General features: G+C 33.6%; 15 protein-coding genes. 6 read left to right on the top strand and 9 right to left on the bottom strand.

From position 1 onward, the window contains the following. Positions 1-381: 381 nt before the first annotated feature. Both KA845_RS08610 and KA845_RS08605 read right to left on the bottom strand, forming a co-directional pair. Entirely contained in the window at positions 382-1,557 is a 1,176-nt protein-coding gene (locus KA845_RS08610) for a M20 family metallopeptidase (RefSeq protein WP_002510761.1), read from the bottom strand. A gap of 283 nt (positions 1,558-1,840) precedes the next feature. Beyond that, on the bottom strand, positions 1,841-4,336 hold the full coding sequence (locus tag KA845_RS08605; protein WP_103388541.1) for an MMPL family transporter: 2,496 nt from the start codon (positions 4,334-4,336) through the stop codon (positions 1,841-1,843). 149 nt (positions 4,337-4,485) lie between these two features. On the opposite strand from KA845_RS08605, the gene KA845_RS08600 reads away from it, so the two are divergent. Then, entirely contained in the window at positions 4,486-5,040 is a 555-nt protein-coding gene (locus KA845_RS08600; RefSeq protein WP_103388540.1) for a TetR/AcrR family transcriptional regulator, read from the top strand. A gap of 73 nt (positions 5,041-5,113) precedes the next feature. Here the strand turns inward: KA845_RS08600 and pruA are convergent, their stop codons facing one another. Continuing rightward, the gene (gene pruA / locus KA845_RS08595) at positions 5,114-6,658 is read right to left on the bottom strand and encodes an L-glutamate gamma-semialdehyde dehydrogenase (protein WP_002508792.1); all 1,545 of its coding nucleotides are present in this window, start codon (positions 6,656-6,658) and stop codon (positions 5,114-5,116) included. 339 nt (positions 6,659-6,997) lie between these two features. Between pruA and KA845_RS08590 the strand changes: the two genes are divergently transcribed. After that, positions 6,998-8,068 carry an acyltransferase family protein gene (locus tag KA845_RS08590; protein ID WP_103388539.1) on the top strand — a complete coding sequence of 357 codons (1,071 nt, stop codon included), beginning with the start codon at positions 6,998-7,000 and terminating at the stop codon, positions 8,066-8,068. A gap of 61 nt (positions 8,069-8,129) precedes the next feature. Here KA845_RS08590 and KA845_RS08585 read toward each other — a convergent pair whose 3' ends face one another. Then, the gene (locus tag KA845_RS08585) at positions 8,130-8,585 is read right to left on the bottom strand and encodes a DUF4064 domain-containing protein (protein ID WP_103388538.1); all 456 of its coding nucleotides are present in this window, start codon (positions 8,583-8,585) and stop codon (positions 8,130-8,132) included. 183 nt (positions 8,586-8,768) lie between these two features. Between KA845_RS08585 and KA845_RS08580 the strand changes: the two genes are divergently transcribed. Beyond that, positions 8,769-9,554, top strand: coding sequence for a putative hydro-lyase (locus KA845_RS08580; protein ID WP_103388537.1), 786 nt, complete (start codon positions 8,769-8,771; stop codon positions 9,552-9,554). Between the two features lie 80 nt (positions 9,555-9,634). On the opposite strand, the gene KA845_RS08575 is transcribed toward KA845_RS08580, so the two are convergent. The 3 genes from KA845_RS08575 to KA845_RS08565 all read right to left on the bottom strand — a co-directional run bounded on the left by KA845_RS08575 (position 9,635) and on the right by KA845_RS08565 (position 12,745). Then, the gene (locus KA845_RS08575; RefSeq protein WP_021459599.1) at positions 9,635-10,651 is read right to left on the bottom strand and encodes a PTS sugar transporter subunit IIC; all 1,017 of its coding nucleotides are present in this window, start codon (positions 10,649-10,651) and stop codon (positions 9,635-9,637) included. 303 nt (positions 10,652-10,954) lie between these two features. Continuing rightward, positions 10,955-11,515 carry a sugar O-acetyltransferase gene (locus tag KA845_RS08570; protein ID WP_002508798.1) on the bottom strand — a complete coding sequence of 187 codons (561 nt, stop codon included), beginning with the start codon at positions 11,513-11,515 and terminating at the stop codon, positions 10,955-10,957. Positions 11,516-11,548: 33 nt separating this feature from the next. Continuing rightward, a complete protein-coding gene (locus KA845_RS08565) occupies positions 11,549-12,745 on the bottom strand; it encodes a DUF819 family protein (protein ID WP_210127964.1) in 1,197 nt (398 codons plus the stop codon). Between the two features lie 185 nt (positions 12,746-12,930). Between KA845_RS08565 and KA845_RS08560 the strand changes: the two genes are divergently transcribed. Next, positions 12,931-14,352, top strand: a complete 1,422-nt coding sequence (locus tag KA845_RS08560) for an SLC13 family permease (RefSeq protein ID WP_103388535.1) — start codon at positions 12,931-12,933, stop codon at positions 14,350-14,352. 118 nt (positions 14,353-14,470) lie between these two features. Beyond that, the gene (locus KA845_RS08555; protein WP_002508801.1) at positions 14,471-14,677 is read left to right on the top strand and encodes a hypothetical protein; all 207 of its coding nucleotides are present in this window, start codon (positions 14,471-14,473) and stop codon (positions 14,675-14,677) included. A 496-nt stretch (positions 14,678-15,173) separates the two neighbouring features. On the opposite strand, the gene KA845_RS08550 is transcribed toward KA845_RS08555, so the two are convergent. Next, complete coding sequence (locus KA845_RS08550; protein ID WP_002508802.1) at positions 15,174-17,063, bottom strand: FtsX-like permease family protein; 1,890 nt, start codon at positions 17,061-17,063, stop codon at positions 15,174-15,176. Continuing rightward, positions 17,053-17,814, bottom strand: a complete 762-nt coding sequence (locus tag KA845_RS08545) for an ABC transporter ATP-binding protein (protein WP_103388534.1) — start codon at positions 17,812-17,814, stop codon at positions 17,053-17,055. Before KA845_RS08545 ends, KA845_RS08550 begins: the two co-directional genes overlap by 11 nt. A 182-nt stretch (positions 17,815-17,996) precedes the next feature. On the opposite strand from KA845_RS08545, the gene KA845_RS08540 reads away from it, so the two are divergent. Further along, positions 17,997-19,448: a SulP family inorganic anion transporter gene (locus tag KA845_RS08540; RefSeq protein ID WP_103388533.1), complete on the top strand. Its 1,452-nt coding sequence runs from the start codon at positions 17,997-17,999 to the stop codon at positions 19,446-19,448. The last annotated feature ends 4 nt before the right edge of the window (positions 19,449-19,452 follow it).

Raw genomic sequence — 19,452 nt, 5'->3', positions numbered from 1 at the left:
GAAGCGCATTTTCAATGCAGTCAGCTACTGCCCATATGAAAAGAGGTTTCGAATAAAACATGGAGTGGGACAGAAATCTGATTTTGAAAAAATGATTTCGTCGTCCCACCCCGGCAAGGATGACTAGCGTTGAAAAAAGCTTGGTTTGAAGCGCATTTTCAATGCAGTCAGCTACTGCCAATGTGAAAAAGGTTTCGAATAAAACTTCGAGTGGGACAGAAATCTGATTTTGAAAAATGATTTCGTCGTCCCACCCCGGCAAGGATGACTAGCGTTGAAAAAAAGCTTGATTTGAAGCGCATTTTCAATGCAGTCAGCTACTGCCAATGTAAAAAGAGACTAGGACGAATCAATATTCGTCCTAGTCTCTTTTAGTTATATTTATTTTAAATAATCTAATACTACTGTGCCCACTGCTTCAGCTGCAACTAATAATGACTTTTCATTAATGTTAAATTTCGGATGATGATGCGGATAAATTTTACCATCATCTGGTGCCGCACCTGCATAAATAAACGTACTAGGAAGCTCTTTAGCATAATATGCAAAATCTTCAGAAGGCGGTTGTGGTTCGCATGCTTCAACGGCTTCTATATCGGGTAATTCCGCGTTTTGTAACGTTGTCACTACATAGTCTGTAAAATCTGGATCATTATATAGTGCTGGATAATCGTCTGTATATTCTAGTTCACAAGTTACACCAAATGTTTCTTCAAGACCATGAACTAAACGCTTAACTTCTTTTTGAATCGTATGTTTCGTATCATCTGTTAACGCACGCACATCACCTTCTAATTCTACACTTTCTTTAATGACATTAAATTGACCTTTACCGTCAAAGGAACCAATCGTAACAACGCCTGTTTCAAAAGGATTTAATCTACGTGAAACAACAGTTTGTACCGAATTGACAAAATATGCCCCTGCCACGATACTATCATTTGCTGTATGAGGTGACGATCCATGGCCACCGCTACCCGTAATTTTTAATTTGAAGATATCTCTCCCTGTTTGTACATTGCCACTACCATATAGTACTTTTCCAGCTGGCATATGGCTCATCACATGAACTCCGAGTACATGATCAACGCCATCTAATACACCATCTTTAATCATCGCTTGCGCTCCACCTGGAGGTACTTCTTCAGCAGGTTGATGAATGACAATTACTTTACCTGTAAATTGATCTTTTAATTCAATTAACGTATCAGCTAAAATAAGCATGTATGCAGTATGTGCATCATGACCACAAGCATGCATAACGCCTTCATTTTTCGAACTAAATGATAGCCCTGTGTCCTCTTGAATTGGCAAAGCATCAAAATCAGCTCTTATAGCTAATGTTTTACCTGGCTTACCACTATCAATTGTCACTTTTAAGCCTTTGGGTCCTACATTGGTTTCTACCGTACAATCTTTACCTTCATAAAATTCTTCAATATACTTTGGTGTAGCTTCTTCTTTAAAAGATAATTCTGGATGTTGGTGTAAATATCGACGAATTTCAATCATCTTGTCTTCTTTTTCTCTCAATTTTTGTACTAATTGATTTACCATATTATGTTACCCCTCTCAATGAATTTAATTACTTTATACACTATTAACTATAAATTATAACATGATAGATTGCAGAGATTTACTTTATATCCTCTAGTATTATATTTCCTAATAACGATTAGCTCACACGCTGACCTTTAACTATTAGTCTTTAATAAACGATTTAAGGCTGGAACATAATTGTTCCAGCCTTAAATTCACGCCTTATTTCATTAAAGCAGTATGTGATTACAATTAACCGTGACGTAACTGAAAGAAAGTAACCACAATTGCTGCTATTTTATTATTTTCTATTTTGTTGTTCAATCACTTGCTCGATGATTTCATTAAGTTGTTTAATATTATCACTTTGTTGTTGTAATAATTGCAACAACGCTTCATCAGAAGTGTTGTTTGGATCTGGTTGCTTAACATTTGCAGTAGTTGTTTGTTGTGATTGATATTGTTTTAGCGCTTCATATAAGAAATGTGAGTTCTGTGTTTGTTGAGCTATATTATTATAAATTTCTTTTGTTGCATTATCAACGTGCAGTGTATTGTTAGCATTAGCCGAAACGGATTGTTGATGTCCAGCTATATGGAAACTTCTATTATAAGTTTCAGTACTATTTGACTTTGATGCTGATTGTTTATGCTCTTGTAATGCATGTCCTTCAATATCAACATTAGGTAATATACGGTTCAACCAACTTGGCATATACCAAGAAGCTTTACCAAATAATTGCGTCAATGCTGGAACCAATAATAAACGGACAACAAATGCATCAAATAATACACCAAATCCTAGTGCAATTCCCATAGATTTAATCATGACATCATCTTGGAAAACGAAAGCAATGAATACACTGAACATGATTAGCGCAGCGGCTACTACAACAGGTCCACTTTCTTTAATACCGACCTTAATAGAATGTTCATTATTGCGTGTTTTACTATATTCTTCATGAATACGAGACATTAAGAATACTTCATAGTCCATTGCAAGTCCAAATAGTAATCCTATCGCTATAACTGGTAAGAATGCTAGTAATGGTCCTGTAGTATCTATACCAAATATATTAGACAAGAAGCCTTCTTGCATAATTAATGTCGTAAAACCAAGTGTTGCTGTTAAGGATAACACAAATCCTAATACTGCTTTTAATGGAATAATAATCGAACGGAACACAACCATTAATAGAATGAAGGCAAGTGCTACAATTACTCCAGCAAATAATGGAATAGCTTCATTTAGTTTTTGAGACATGTCAATATTGATTACACTTTGACCTGATACTTCAGTTTTAAAGTCATATTTATCTTGTGCATCATCTTTATAATCTCTTAAATCATGTACTAAATCATTTGTAGATTGAGCATTTGGCCCTTTTTCTGGAATTACTGCAACTAGTGCATAATCTTTACTATCACTTAGTTGTGGTGGTGTTGTCATATCAACATTATCCATATCATTAATATCTTTGGACATGTCTTGTAAATCTTTTTGTAATTCTTGTGGATTATCTTTTTTATCTTTGACATTGACGAGCATTGCAATTTGACCATTAAATCCTTCGCCAAATTTATCTGAAATAATATCATAGGCTTTTTTCTGCGTAGTATCTGCTGGTTTCATACCATCATCAGGTATACCTAGACGCATATCTTTAACTGGTACTGATGCTAATACTAAAATAATAAGACCTATTAAAACTGCTGCTAACGGCTTACCAACAACAAATTTTGACCATGGTGTCTCAACATCGTTGGCAAATTCAGATTTAGCTTGTTTAGGCTGAATTTGTTTATGGAAAATACTAATTATAGCTGGTAATAATGTTAATGCACTGATAACAGCTACCAATACACTAATTGCTGAAGCATAACCCATAACTGCTAAGAAATCGATGCCTACAAGTGCTAAACCACACACAGCAATAATTACTGTAATACCGGCAAAGACAACTGCACTTCCTGCTGTACCTACAGCTAAACCTATAGCTTTAATATGATCGGTTTCTGTTTTCATAATTTGTCGGTATCTAAAGAGTATAAATAACGCATAATCTATACCAACTGCTAAACCTATCATAACTGCTAAAGTTAAAGTCACGTTAGGTATGTCAAAGGCATAAGTTAATAACGAGATAATACCAACGCCAGAACCTAAACCGATAAGTGCACTAATAATAGGCATACCAGCAGCTATAAATGAACCAAATGTAATAAGTAATACTACAAATGCCACAATAATACCTATAAGTTCGGAACTACCACCTATTTCAGTAGATTCCATACCTGAACCCATTAATTCTACTTGAACATTATGTTTATCTTCTAAGTCGTTTACTTTATCTTGTACGTTATCTTTATTGTCATCTGTAATAGAAGTCGCACTAATATCATAATTGATATCAGCAAATAATGTCGTTTTATCTTTACTTATTTGTTTACTTTCATATGGATCAGCTACATTTTTAATGTCCTTGTCACCGTCTTTAATATCATCTAACGTACTTTGGACATCTTTCATGACATCTTGTTTAACAATACCATCATCTGTATCTGATTTAATGACCGCACGAATTTGTGCTTTTTCACTATCTTGATCGAATTCTTCTTCAATCTTATCGTTAGTATCTAATGATTGAAGTCCATTCATTGTAATATCATTATCAAATTTAGGTGCATTAAATGTTAAAGGTATGATAATTGCTACTAACACAACCAACCATCCTATAAGCGCCCACCATTTATTTTTGGCCATAAATGAACCTATTTTATACAAAAATTTTGCCAAGCTATTGCCTCCTTATTTAATCAACGTTATAGTCTAAATATATAGTGTAGATTATTTACAGTACTATACTACTAGTAATCCCCCCCAATTTTAAAGAAATAATAATTATTATATGTATATTTAAACTACAAAAACAGGAGGATTGTAGAATGAATCATTCTGATTTACGTGTTATAAAAACGAAACGCGCATTATCACAAAGCCTTTTTACACTTTTAGATAAAAAGGAATTTTCTGGAATTACTGTTAATCAAATATGCGAAGACGCGTTAGTCCATCGTACCACATTTTATAAACACTTCTATGATAAATACGATTTATTAATTTATTTAGTCACTGACTTAACGAATGGCTTTTTCTCAGCTGACATTAGCGATCGTATTAATAAACCTTTTTCGACTATGTTTGAATCATTCACCAACGTAAAATTTTTAGAGCGCATTTCACGTAAACAAGAAAATGATCGAGAGCTTGAAGAAACTTTAGTAAATCATTTCATTACGGTTTTGCAGAATGATATTAAAAAAAATGAACACCGTATAACTGTTGATGATAAAATACCGAGCGAACTCATTTTTTACATTTACGGTTCTACATTGCATGGTATTATGTCTTGGAAAAATGATTACAATATGGATTTGTCACCACATGAATTAGACAAAATTTATCATACACTTATTAATATCAAAGTTCAGGATGATTAAGTTGGCATTTCTAACATAAAAAGCCCCGTTACATGCAAAGTGCAACGGGACTTTTTTAAATTAAAACATTAAATTAAAACATTTCTGAAACAACTTTTTGTTCTAAGAAATTTAACATGTAATCTGGACTACCAGTTTTGGCATCTGTACCAGACATTTTAAATCCACCAAATGGATGATATCCTACTACTGCAGCTGTACAACCACGATTTAGATATAAGTTACCTACATCATAGTCACGTACTGCTTTTTGCCAATTTTCACGATTATTTGTAATAACCGCACCTGTTAAACCGTAGTCTGTATCATTAGCAATTGTTAATAGCTCATCGAAGTTTGAACCTTTAACGAATCCAACAACTGGGCCAAAAATCTCTTCTTGCATTATTTGGTCTTGTGATTTTAGTCCTGAGATAATTGTTGGTTCTACAAAGTAACCTGTACTGTCATCAGTACCGCCACCTTGTTCTAAATTGCCTTCTTTACTTCCAATTTCTATATAGTTTTTAATTTTATCAAATTGTTTTTGGTTAATTACAGGACCCATATACGTATTGTTTTCTGTATTACCCACAGTTAAATCTTTAGTGAGTTTAACTGCTTTTTCCAACACTTCATCATATACATCCTTATGGACAATAGCTCTTGAACATGCAGAACATTTTTGACCTGAAAAGCCAAAAGCTGAAGAAACAATTGCTTCGGCAGCTAAATCTGTATCAATCTCATTATCTACAATAATCGCATCTTTACCGCCCATTTCAGCGATAACGCGTTTTAAGAAATTTTGTCCTTCTTGTACTTTTGCAGCACGTTCAAAAATACGAGTACCAGTCGCTCTTGAACCAGTAAACGTCACGAAGTGTGTATGTTTACTATCTACAAGGTAATCACCAATTTCTTTCGGATCACCAGGTACAAAGTTAACTACACCTTTTGGTAAACCAGCTTCTTCTAAAATTTCAATTAATTTATAAGCTGTTAATGGCGTATCTTCAGCAGGTTTAAGTAACACAGTGTTACCAGCAACTACTGGTGCTAATGTCGTACCTGCCATTATAGCAAACGGGAAGTTCCATGGTGGAATTGTCACACCTGTACCAATTGGTTTATAGAAATATTTATTGTGCTCGCCTTCCCTATCTAATACGGGTTTACCATCAGCGAGTTCCATCATTGATCTTGCATAATATTCAATGAAGTCGATACCTTCTGCTGCATCACCAACTGCTTCGTCCCAAGGTTTGCCAGCTTCATAAACCATAACTGCTGAAATTTCTTCTTTACGTCTACGAATAATTGCAGAAACACGTAGTAAAAACTCAGCACGATCTCTGTGAGACCATTTTCTCCAAGATTCATACGCTTCATTTGCAGTATCAAAAGCTTTATCTACTTCTTTTTGTGTTGCTTTTGACACTTCTGCAATAATTTCAGTTGTTTTTGCTGGATTAACTGATTGATACGTATCATCTGTGTAAATCTTTTCCCCATTAATTACTAATGGAATTTTTTGGTTTAATTCACCTTTCACTTTCTTTAATGTTTCCTTGAAAGACTCAACATTTTGTTGATTTGTAAAATCAATACCTGGTTCATTGTGATAATTAACTACCATTTTTCTACCTCCATATCGTTTGTAAATAGAAAACTAAAATGGAAAAATCCATTTATTAGTTATATTCTAGCGATTCAAGAGTAGAATTGCAATCGCTTCCAACAATTTATTTTAAAATTAATATTAAGCTTACAATTTAATTCAATCGAGGGTTGCAAGTTTATTCTGTTTGATAAATTAATATGCTATTTGCTTCAGCGTAATCGAAAATTAATAATTTTTTACATTATATTTATATTGTGATTAAATTTAATGTGTTAAGCTGTTTATTCGATTAATTGAAATCACGTCATTAATTTAAAATACATAAAATACGAAGTGAAAGGTTTTGTTGTTCACATGAAAACTTATACCTCGGTTATTTTTTGGATGCGTGCCCTAGCTTGTTTGAGCATTGTTTTAATACATGCTATAACAACCACGTTTATTCAAAGCGATAATATAGGAAAAGGTACCTTAATCCGAGTCATACAATTATTATTAATGTTTAGCACACCCTTATTTGTGTTTATTTCTGAATTTTTACTAGCAAAAAATTATCATACTTCAATTAAAAAGGGCTTTTTCAAAGATAAGTTATTATTTCTTGGCATTCCTTATGTTTGTATAAATATAGGAATCTCTTATTTTTATTTTAAGCCAAAAACTTTTACTGAATTTTTAGGTTTTCTAGAATCAACAATGTTTCACGGAGCAGCAGTTACTTATTTCATTGTTATCATTCTGCAATTCTATATTTTGCATTTTCTATTTTCAAAGTATCTAGTCAATCGTAATCCTATCTTAATGGTTCTTTTTTCAGTACTATTTGCTACAGTTTATTGGGGCATTAGACAGTTTATTCCACAACCAGAATCGCCAATATTAGCTTGGTTCTGGGATCGTGAAGGTTGGATGTTATTCTTAGGTTGGTTGAGTTACTTTATTTTAGGTTTTTATACTGGTATATATTATGAAAAACTGATGGCTAATATTAAAAAATATACTTGGCTCATTTTGTTAGGTACTTTGCTAAGTACAGCATTTTTAATTTTCAATTATGTCTCAGGTGTTAGCACATGGGTAGAGTCAAAACGTTTTGATATCCCAATTTATGTAACGATGATTATTTTGTTATTCTTTTTATTCTCAGCGTATTTTAAATACGTTCCAAAATTCATTATTTTTATAAGTAATTATTCATTCTGTATTTACTTACTACATTACTTCTTTGTTAATCAATTAGGGTTATTAAGAGAAGATAGTGCCATTCGTAATATCGTTTTCACCTTTATTATTACGGTAACAGTATCTATTTGTTTAGCCTATTTAATCAATCAATTTAAATGGGGTAAATATATTATAGGTGGAATTGGTCACATTAAATACGAAAAAGTATATGAAAGTTACAAACACGGTAAAGTTGATTAACATAATAAAGCGCCGACATTCCTTAGTAGTAAGGATATGTCGGCGCTCTCTTTATGTATATTTAAGCTTTGCGTTTTTGTTGCTTGCGTTTTTTTCGTTGCTTCGTAGTACTTCGACGTGACAGTAACATGATGCCTGCAATAAACCATAATAATGATGAAACAACATTAACTGTTAAGACGTTAATAAGTGCAATTAAAATCAACAGAATGCCTGTAAATTTCGCTAGTTTGCCCATCATTGTGACACTTATCATCGCTATAATACAACATACTACACAAATAGCTAATATAATTAATGCGCCTTGCTTCATATAATCAAATAACGTACTAGGTGATAATTGACCAGTAAATTGTGCAATGTTTTGATTGTTATTCGCAGTTGCTATTAGTGGTAGCACTTTCTGTTTAATACTTGCATCATTGAGAAATGGTAATGCTAGCGCAGACGCCGCAATAACTACAAATTGCAATAAGATTCCTACCCAAGTTAATATTTTTTCTGTTGTTCGTTTCATGATTGTCCCTCCCTCAAACCAATTTCTTACACATAATTATACATTTTTTATGTTGCACAAGGCAAAAGAACTTTAGACTGATTTTATTATTTGAGTTATTTTCAAGTAACTTTAGTATTTGTTCAAAACTAATAATTAAATATTTCTGCTAGAATAAGATTATAATTACAAGGGGGATTCATTATGAATATACAAAACGCATCACCAGAACAATTACGTCATTACATTCGACATGGTATGCTCGATGGACATACTAGTGGTTTAGCTAAAGGTTATGTACAAGCCAACGTGGTCATTTTACCTTCAGCTTATGCTTATGATTTTTTAAAGTTTTGTTTTAGAAATCCTAAGTCTTGCCCGTTGCTTGATGTCTCAGAAGTTGGTTCTACTTCATTTCCATACTTTGCTAACTCTGCTGATATTCGTACTGATGTAGCTGAATATCGTGTTTATAAAGATGGTGAGCTCGTTGAAACACCTACAGACATCACACACTTATATAATGATGACTTAGTGAGTTTTTTAATTGGTTGTAGTTTTACGTTCGAACACGCTTTACTTGAAGCTCAAATTCCAATCCGACACATTGAAGAACAACATAATGTACCAATGTATATCACAAATATTCCAACCGAAGCGAGTGGGATATTTAGCGGTCCAACAACTGTAAGTATGCGTCCAATGACAGTGGCACAGGCCCTTAAAGCAACAGAAATTACTACTCGTTTTAAAGATGTACACGGTACACCGCTTCACTTCGGAGATCCTGAAACAATTGGCATTAAAAATATTAATAAACCTGATTTTGGTGAAGCTGTCACGATAAATACGAATGAAATACCTGTATTTTGGGGCTGTGGCGTCACACCACAATCTGTAGCACTTAACGTTAAACCACCACTTATGATTACACATTCACCGGGTCATATGTTTATTACAGATATTCGTGATAGTGAAATGTCACAATAGCAAGCAAAATTTTAACTACTAATCTCATTAATAAAGCGTTTGGCACATTTCGTTGTCCCAAACGCTTTATTATTTTTGAACTATCTATTTTCTAATTCATGTTTAGTAATAATTGGATAATTTTTAAATACCAGAGATGCGCCATAGCCCACAATGAGACCAATCACACCTAAAATAGCTCCATAAATAAGTATTGTAGTAGGACTATTAAACCCAAACATCACTAAAAAACCAGCTAATGGTGTCGCAGTACCAGTCGCATCATTAATCATACCAGACGATGCAATAACTGCGCCGCCAAGCGCACCTCCAATAAAATTAGCAGTATAAATCGGCACTGGATTAGCAGAAACGACATCTGCTTGTGATAACGGCTCAATACATACTGCAATCTTAGACTTACGGTCACCTAAGTTTAATCTATGGAACATTGTACCATTGATAAATGATGAACCAAATGACACCATGGCAGCAATAGCCATAGGTAAGCCTGTCATTCCTAAGAGGGCAGTAAGAGCCATAGAACTCAATGGTGCTGTACCTACAACTGTAATGATGCCGCCTAATATTAGACCCATCACAATCGGATTTACATCCATAGAATTTTGAATAATGTCACCAATCTTCATAAGTGAGTTATTTACTAATGGTGTAACACCTGTTGCCAATAATCGTGCTAACGGTGCGATTAATAAAATACCTACAATTAAATCGACACCATCTGGCACTTTTTTTTCAGCATATTTCATTATATAACCTACAACATACCCTGCAACGAAACCAGGAATAAGATCCAAACCACCACATGATACAGCAATAGCTAAAGCATATACCGGTGACACACCGATAGCTAAAGCCACTAAGCCAGCTGCAGCTACTCCACCTAAGCCACCAGCAGCGTCACCTAATTCCCCCAAAAATTTAATACCTAATAAATCTCCACCTACATATTTATGGAAAGCCTCCACTAAAAATGTAGCGATAGCAGCATTTGCCAAAGCACTCATTGCTTTCATACCACTGGGCGCTTTATATGTAAATAGCGTGAATAATGCTAATACTATTACTAAAAATATAGTCCCTATCAGAATATCCATGTACTTCTTTCCTCTCTTTTTCTTAAATAACTAATTATTTTTACATTGTCACGAATAATCATTTTAACATATTTATTTAATATATTCCGAACAATTTTATTTATTTAGTAATAAGCTCCGCAGAACATTTTATAATATTTATTAAATTTATATCAAAATATGACACAACTTTAAAAATATACAGTGTTACGTCACAGCCAACAAAATACCAACATTAACTTTGGCATAGCAGTTGGCCATACTTAGTTAGTGTTGGTATTGTAATATTGCTCTATTTTAATTTAATATGAAATAAATCTAGCCTTATGTAGTAATAGCTTTTACTACCTTTGCTGGTGTACCCATAGCTAGTGACTGAGCTGGTATATCTTTGGTCACGACACTGCCTGCACTAATAACACTGCCTTCTCCAATAGTAACACCTGGCAGCACGACTACATTCGCACCTAACCATACATTCGGACCTATTGTAATTGGTAAAGCCTGTTCTAGACCTGCATTACGTCGTGTCGCTTCTAATGGATGATTCGCCGTATAAAGACCACATTTAGGTCCGATAAACGTGTTATCTCCAATATTAATAGTTGCACAATCCATAAAGTAACAATCGTGATTCACAAAAACATTTTGCCCTAATTTGATATTATAACCATAATCGACCATGAAAGGACTTAGCAGTTCTACTTGCTGTGGTTCATAGTTTAATAGTTGCGTTAAGATAGCTTGCCGTTGTTCTAATGCACTAGGCTTAACTTGGTTCAACATATGACATAAATCTTTCGCATCCAGTCTTTCTTGTGCTAATTCTTCATTAAAATTAGCATCATACCATTCCCCGGCTAGCATTTTTTCTTTTTCATTCATCAAAATTGCACTCCCTTAATTTGCAAGCTGTTGTTAGCTTAAAAATAATAATAATCGATAAATTAGTGTGCCCGCATAGTTACCTATTACGTACCCTAGTGTTCCAATTATTAGGATAGGGCCAACTAAATTAGTCCATCGTTTGCCTATTGCTAACGCTGCTGCTGTTGTTGGTCCACCTGCAGTAGCATTACTAGCTAATAAAATTTCTTCTATTTTAAAATTGCACCATTTACCTATAACTAAGCTCAAGCCAAGATTAAATATCAATATAATAATGACAAAGATAAATAGTAATGGTGCTGTGCTTATAATTGTAACAAATGAAGCTGGAATACCTATAACAACAAAGAATATATAAATAAAAAATGTTCCAATTTCTGAAGCACCGGCCAAACGCTCAAAAAAGTCTCCCCAAATTACGACGACTAACAGCGTAAACGTTGTTAACAATAAATAAGGATCACCAAAAAACGATACTACAATATTCCATATTAAATTATTGTTAGGTAACCATGCTTGTAGTACTTCAGATAATTTAAAACTACCTGCAACTAATAAAATCGCGCAAGTAATTGATAAAGCAATATCTAAAAGTTGAATTTTTTTAGGTTGCCAATAATTTTGTTGTTCCTGTTCATTGTCAGTAGTTGCATAATCTGTATGATAATGACGTTTAATGATAGGTAATGCTGGTATCGCAATTAACAATAAAAAGTACAATGCCATTACACTATTATCAGCTACTACTGTAGCAGAAATCATCTCTTCAGGTGTATTAAGTTTAGCACTAAGTGCTGCAAAATTAACCCCGCCACCAATATAGCTACCAGTCATCATTGCACCTATTTTCGCTAAATATGGAATCCATTGTTGTAACACAATAAATCCAACTACCGTTCCTATCATAGTACCTACTGAAGCAATTAAAAATATTACTAATAAACCTCTGCTTTCTTTCCATATTTTTATAATATTAGAATTAAATAACAATAATGGAATAGATAGTGGTACTATATAATCCCACACAGTATCATAAACCGGTGATGCTGTTGGTATAATTTTAAAATTGGATAAAGCCATAGCCCCTACTAGCGCAATAATTGCACCTGAAATAGTACTTGCCCATCGATAATGTTGTTCTAATACTAAACTTACGGTTGCCCATAAAATAATTATCGCCCATAGTAACCATGTGTCATCTTTGGCAATCACTGTCCCCACATACATGATATTCTCCCCCTTTTTTTCCATACTCAATCTATAATTTATTACTGCTTATTATTACTAAGATATAATGTTTTATCAATAATTTTCAGAATTTTTGCTTAATATTACCGTTACATTATTGTGTAACTAAATTTAAATTGATATTCTTAACAATATCTTTTTAACATTCAAAGGGGTGAATTGTTATGAAACAAAGAATTGGGTTATTTCTCGGCCCATTACTATTTTTAATCATTTTATTTATTCCGAGTATTACAGGTTTGGATCATGCGCCACGCGCTGTCCTAGCTGTAACAGTTTTCGTAGCTACGTGGTGGATTACAGAAGCAATTCCCATTCCAGCAACCTCATTAATGCCATTAATTCTATTACCGTTAACAGGTGGTACCGATGAACAAATTGCTGCCAATGCTTATGCAGATCCGATTGTATTTATGTATATGGGTGGATTCATAATTGCTTTAGCTATAGAGAAGTGGAACTTACACCGGCGTATTGCTATGACAATTATTTCTATGATGGGATCCAGCAGTAACCATGTAATTCTAGGCACGATGATTGCGACAGCATTTATTTCAATGTGGATTTCAAATGCTGCTACTGCACTTATGATGTTACCCATTGCTTTAGCGTTAATAGAAGAAATTAAAACAGCAAAATTTCTCTCACCAGAATCGGCACATAAATTTTCTAAAGCTTTACTATTAACTGTGGCTTACTCTGCTTCAATAGGTGGGCTTGCTACTTTAATCGGTTCAGTGCCGAATGCAGTATTTGCTGCCGTTGCCGCTTCAAGCTTAGATCGTTCAGTATCATTCGCACAGTGGATGCTCTTTGCATTACCTATTACTATAATTTTATTAATTGTCCTTTACTTATTACTGACTAAATGGCTGTTCAAAATCGATGATGCTGATCAAGTTTCTTCTGATTTTGCTAAAAAAGAGCTACATAACTTAGGTCCAATGTCTTACGAAGAAAAATTAACAGGTTTAGTCTTTTTAATCGTAAGTGTACTGTGGATTTCAAGCAGTGCCTTACCTGCATCACTACATTTATCTGATACAGTAATTGCAATGATTGGGGCAGTTTTACTGTTTTTAATTCCTGCACGTGCTGATAAAGGTGGATTACTCGTATGGAAAGATATGTCTAAATTATCATGGGGTATTTTACTATTATTTGGCGGTGGCTTATCGTTAGCTGCTGCATTTGAAGATTCAGGACTTACCAAATGGTTTGGAGGTATGTTAGGTATTGTAGAACCATTACCGCTTATCCTTATCGTTATTGTGTTAACTACAGGTATTTTATTCTTAACAGAAGTCATGTCTAATACAGCTGTATCTAATATGCTTATGCCTATTAGTATAGGATTAGCAGCAGCCATTAATCAGGATCCATTTTTCATTATGGGAGTTGTCGCTTTATCTTCTACTTGTGCATTCATGTTACCTATATCAACACCACCGAATGCAGCAGTCTTTAGTTCCGATGAATTAGACATGAAAGATATGATTAAAGCCGGTTTCATTTTAAATATATTTACGATTATTATCATTTCGTTCTTTGTTTATTTCTGGTTACCAATTGCTTTTGGTTTGTAATGACATATGTTACAGTATCATGCTAAGGTATGATTTCACTTTTATACTAAGGACGCATGTAATTAACATAAATCAAATGTACAATAGCATTATAAACTACTAAAAGGAGTCGCTAATTATGAAAACATTAATTAAAGGTGCCATTGCTGTCTTACTCATATTGGGTGTAGTAAAAACTTTCCAAGATTATAATGTGCCCGCGGAAGCTTCAAATTACTATAACCAAGTTAAAAACGGCGAAGTGTTACAGAATGTCGAGAACATTAATTTTGATTCACTCAAAAACCTCAATTTCGAAGACTTCAAACCTGCAGATTTCTTTTAACTAGTTTATATGTAATCTCTATCCAGTACTTGAAGTAATGGTAGCCATGTTCAATTACTTCAATCATTTGCAAATACTAAATAACTATAAATACACAAGCCTTAGGTGATTGTTCGCCCAAGGCTTATTTTTATATATTATAATATCGATAGTGCTTAGGTCTTACTCTTATAAGAAGTAGACTAACCGAAGGCTATAGTCTAAAGCAGTGTCCGTGAAAAGCATGCACAAAAAAACCTGCCAACAAAGTCGGGAACTTTGTCTGTAACCTCTTGTTTTATAATCAGTAAATAAGCCTTAGATATTAATAATCCTTAGCACTTATCTATAATATTGGCAGTGGTTTTAGCCGACTTCTGCGGGAATAGCCCTAGCCGAAGACTACAGGCTGAGGCAGTGCCCGCGGAAAGCGCGCATAAAAAACTGCCAACAAAGTCGGAAACTTTGTCGACAGTCTATAAGATGCCACTTCTTATTTTACTTACAAGTGCTAAATTCAAATAGCGTGCTTCACTGTTCTACTAGAATGTATAAATGACATTATGCCAAATATACAATATACAATGGAATAAGCTATCATCACAATGTATATTGGCAGCATTTGTTGTGTTCCCATAATTTGATTAAATGCTGTAGCTGCAAAGAATGCATGACCTAATGAAACGATAAGTGGTAAACCAAAATTAACCATTACTTTTAGACTTAACCCTCGTAACATATCTCGATGCGTATAGCCCATTTTACATAAAATACGATAATTTTCGATTTCATCCTCGGTTTCATCCATCTGTTTGATATAAATTATACAGCCAGATGCTACTAAAAAAGCCAGTCCTAAAAATGATGTCACAAACAATAATATACCGATAGATTGATGTACGCGATCTTGAATCGCATCACGTGTCTCAATTTTAGGTTCAATACTTTGCGATAAGTCTGTCGCTTGAGTCATATCGTCATGATTTTTTATCGTAAAACCATATTGTTTATTCGTCTCCTCGGCAGAAGATTTTAATGATTGATACAAGTTATCGCTAAGCAAAAAGACTGGTTGATTAAACGAGACCGTTGATTGAAAAGCGTTTATAGTTTTTTCTGTATTAAATTTAATCGCAACATCTCTGTCACCTTTGAAAACAATGTCCTGCCCCAGTTTAAAGTCATAATTACCTTGTGCCGATTTAGGCATGATGACTTGCCCTTTATGACCATGTGCCTCAATACCTTTAAAATACTTGTCACTTGTTATGACAACATTAGAAGTTTTAACATTTTGCGAACCAATGTTGAACACGTCTTGTTTTTTTATCGGCACATAAGCAACTTCTTTATACGCAATATTATAATCGATATTATGTTGATTCAATTGTTTTTCTAATTTCTTAGCAGATTGTTGGTCATTATAAACAATATCTTGCGGTGATTGCATATCAACCATATCGTCACCTTGCGCTTTATTTATCGCGCTAAAACATAATACAGTCACTGTGACAGCTGAAATAGTAGCTATAATTGTTAGAGATAAAGCATTCTTTTTCATACGATGCATTATCGAAGCTGTAAACACCACATCTGTGATAGATACATGCCCACGCTTAAAGCGTTTCAGTGATTTAAAAATAACCGATACGGAACTTCTGAAAAATAAATACGCCCCGCCTATAGTCAAAATTAAAATACCTGGTATAAGTATACCTACTTGAGTAATAAATTTAGAGAACATTTCTGTCGACAAATAATAACCTGTAGCTATCATAATAATACCGAACGCACCAGCTATTACTTCTAAGACAGTAATTTTTTTGTGTGTCGTATCAGCTTTCGCTTTATCATCCATCAGCGATAAAATACTACGTTTTTTAATAAATATATAACTTTGAACTAAAATTAAAACAAATGCAATGAACAGCATAATCGCAGTTTGGATAACTGCCATGTATTGAAATCCTATCGATACGCCTATACTTATCCCTAACATTTTTAAAACGATCATCAATAAAATTTTAGAACCAAAAACACCTATAAAGATTCCAACAAGTCCTGTCGAGATAAACATGACACTTTGTTCTAAAAATAAAATACGTAACAAATGATATTTTGTTAGTCCGATTAATTGGTACATAGCAAACTCTTTTGTGCGACGTTTAATAAATAAGTAATTTGCATACATTAAAAATATAATAATTATGACGAATAAAAAATTAGCCCCAATTTCTGCACCTTTTTTAATTATCGTACTAGAATCTTCATTATTAATACTCTCTGTATACTTTAATGTCACAAAACTAAAAAACAAGACGATACTTGTTATTAAAGAAAATATATACATACCGTAGTAACGTATATTGTTCTTAAAGTTCTTTAAAATGATTTGATTAAATGTCATTCACGACACCACCTAAGGTTGCTTGCATATAAATAATATTTCGATAAAATTCTTTGTTATTATCGTCCCCTTGGTATAACTCGGAATGAATATTTCCGTCTTTTAGCATAATGACACGATTCGAATAACTTGCTGCAACTGGATCATGTGTCACCATTACAATGGTCGCATTAAATTGTTTATTCATTTCTTCTAATCTAAACAACAAATCTTGTGCACTTTTAGAATCCAGTGCTCCAGTAGGTTCATCTGCGAAAATGATAGCAGGTTTATGAACAAATGCACGCGCTGCTGCTGTACGCTGTTGTTGGCCTCCAGAAATTTCACTCGGATATTTATCGCGAATGTCATAAATACCCAATGCTTCAGTAATTTCATTAAAACTCTGAGTCATCTCTTCTTTAGACAATTTTTTTATAGACAGTGGTAACATTATGTTTTCTTTAACCGTTAACGTATTTAACACACTATAATCTTGGAAAATAAAGCCCACTTCACTTTTACGAAATGCTGCTAATTCTTTATTTTTCATTTTGCTAAGCTCATGTCCATTTATTTCGACAGTCCCACTTGTAATATAGTCTATAGAGCTTAAGACATTTAACAATGTTGTTTTACCTGAACCAGATGGGCCCATAATCGACACAAATTCACCTTTTTCAATGGCAAAATCTAATCCTTTTAGCACTTGTTGTTGGTGAAATCGATTACCGTAATTTTTAGTAAGTCCTTTGACATTTAATAATACCAACTTAAACACTCCTTTTTTGTTATTATCGATAAATCTATTGTATAGAAATTAAATTTTTTTCTCGCTGCATTCACCTAACAAATTACCTATCTCAAATGACAAAATTGTCACATCTGCACTAATGTTGCTATTTTCTCTATGATATAATAGTTAAATTGAAATCAAATCAAGGAGTAAAAAGCATGTTATCTAAATTAAAAAGAGAATGGCTAACTGACCCCGTTACTAATGTTTTAGCTGGTATCGTTGTCGCTTTAGCCCTTATACCTGAAGCGTTATCCTTTTCTATAATCGCCGGCGTTGATCCGATGGTGGGCTTATATTCCTCATTCATTATTGCAGTAGTCATTTCTATTGTTGGTGGACGACCAGCAATGATTTCAGCAGCTACAGGTGCTGTTGCTTTAGTAGTTGTTCCGTTAGTAAGAGATTATGGTGTAAACTACTTATTTGCCGCTACTATTTTAATGGGAATTTTACAGATTTTATTTGGAATTTTAAAAATCGGACGTTTAATGAAATTTATTCCAAACTCTGTCATGATTGGCTTTGTTAATGCTTTAGCAATATTAATTTTCCTTACACAACTCAAACATATTTTTGGCATTTCTATTGCTACTTATGTCTTTACCATTATTACCTTACTTATTATATATTTGTTACCTCAAGTATTCACACGTATTCCTGCACCATTAATCGCAATTATTTTATTAACCATAACAGCAATGTTAACTGGTGCAGATGTTAAGACTGTTGGTGATTTAGGTGATATCAAACGTACATTACCACATTTTTTAATACCAGATGTACCATTTACGTTTGAAACGTTGAAAATCATTTTTCCTTATTCATTGTCCATGGCTATAGTGGGCTTAGTTGAAAGTTTATTAACTGCACGTATCGTAGACAATGCTACTGATAGTTTTAGTAATAAAAACCGAGAATCTAGTGGCCAAGGTGTTGCTAATTTAATTACCGGCTTTTTTGGTGCCATGGGCGGTTGTGCTATGATTGGTCAATCTGTTATTAATGTACGTTCTGGTGCTACGACACGTTTATCTACTTTTACAGCTGGTGTATTTTTAATGATTTTAATACTAGTCTTTGGTGAGTGGGTCATTCAAATTCCTATGCCGATTCTTGCGGGCATAATGGTTATGGTGTCAGTAGGTACCTTCAATTGGAAATCTTTCAATTTTATAAAAAACGCACCACGTACAGATGCAGTAGTGATGTTGTTAACTGTCGCTATTGTCTTAGCTACAGATAACCTAGCTTTAGGCGTCGTAGCTGGTGTTATTGTCAGCGCATTGTGCTTTGCCACAAAAATTTCTAATATTACAGTTAAACGCAGTGACTCAGCTGATACGATTTACTATTCAATTAGTGGTCAAATCTTTTTTGTCTCTATTGATGCTTTAATGAATCAACTCGATTTTGATGTAACAAATAAAACAATTTATTTAGATTTTAAGAATGCACATTTATGGGATGACTCTGCTGTCAATGCCATAGATACACTTATTGAACAGTTTAACAAAAAGCATAACACTGTATACCTTCAACACTTGAATAAAGATAGTCATAAAATTATATCAGCATTAAGCGACATCAATAAAAAACATTTAATTTAAGATT

This window comes from Staphylococcus sp. GDX8P114P-2 (genome assembly GCF_017892945.1).
In the GTDB taxonomy this organism is placed as follows: Bacteria; Bacillota; Bacilli; order Staphylococcales; family Staphylococcaceae; genus Staphylococcus; species Staphylococcus arlettae.
The sequence above is the reverse complement of the archived record's forward strand: the minus strand, read 5'-3'. Positions and strand labels throughout refer to the sequence as shown.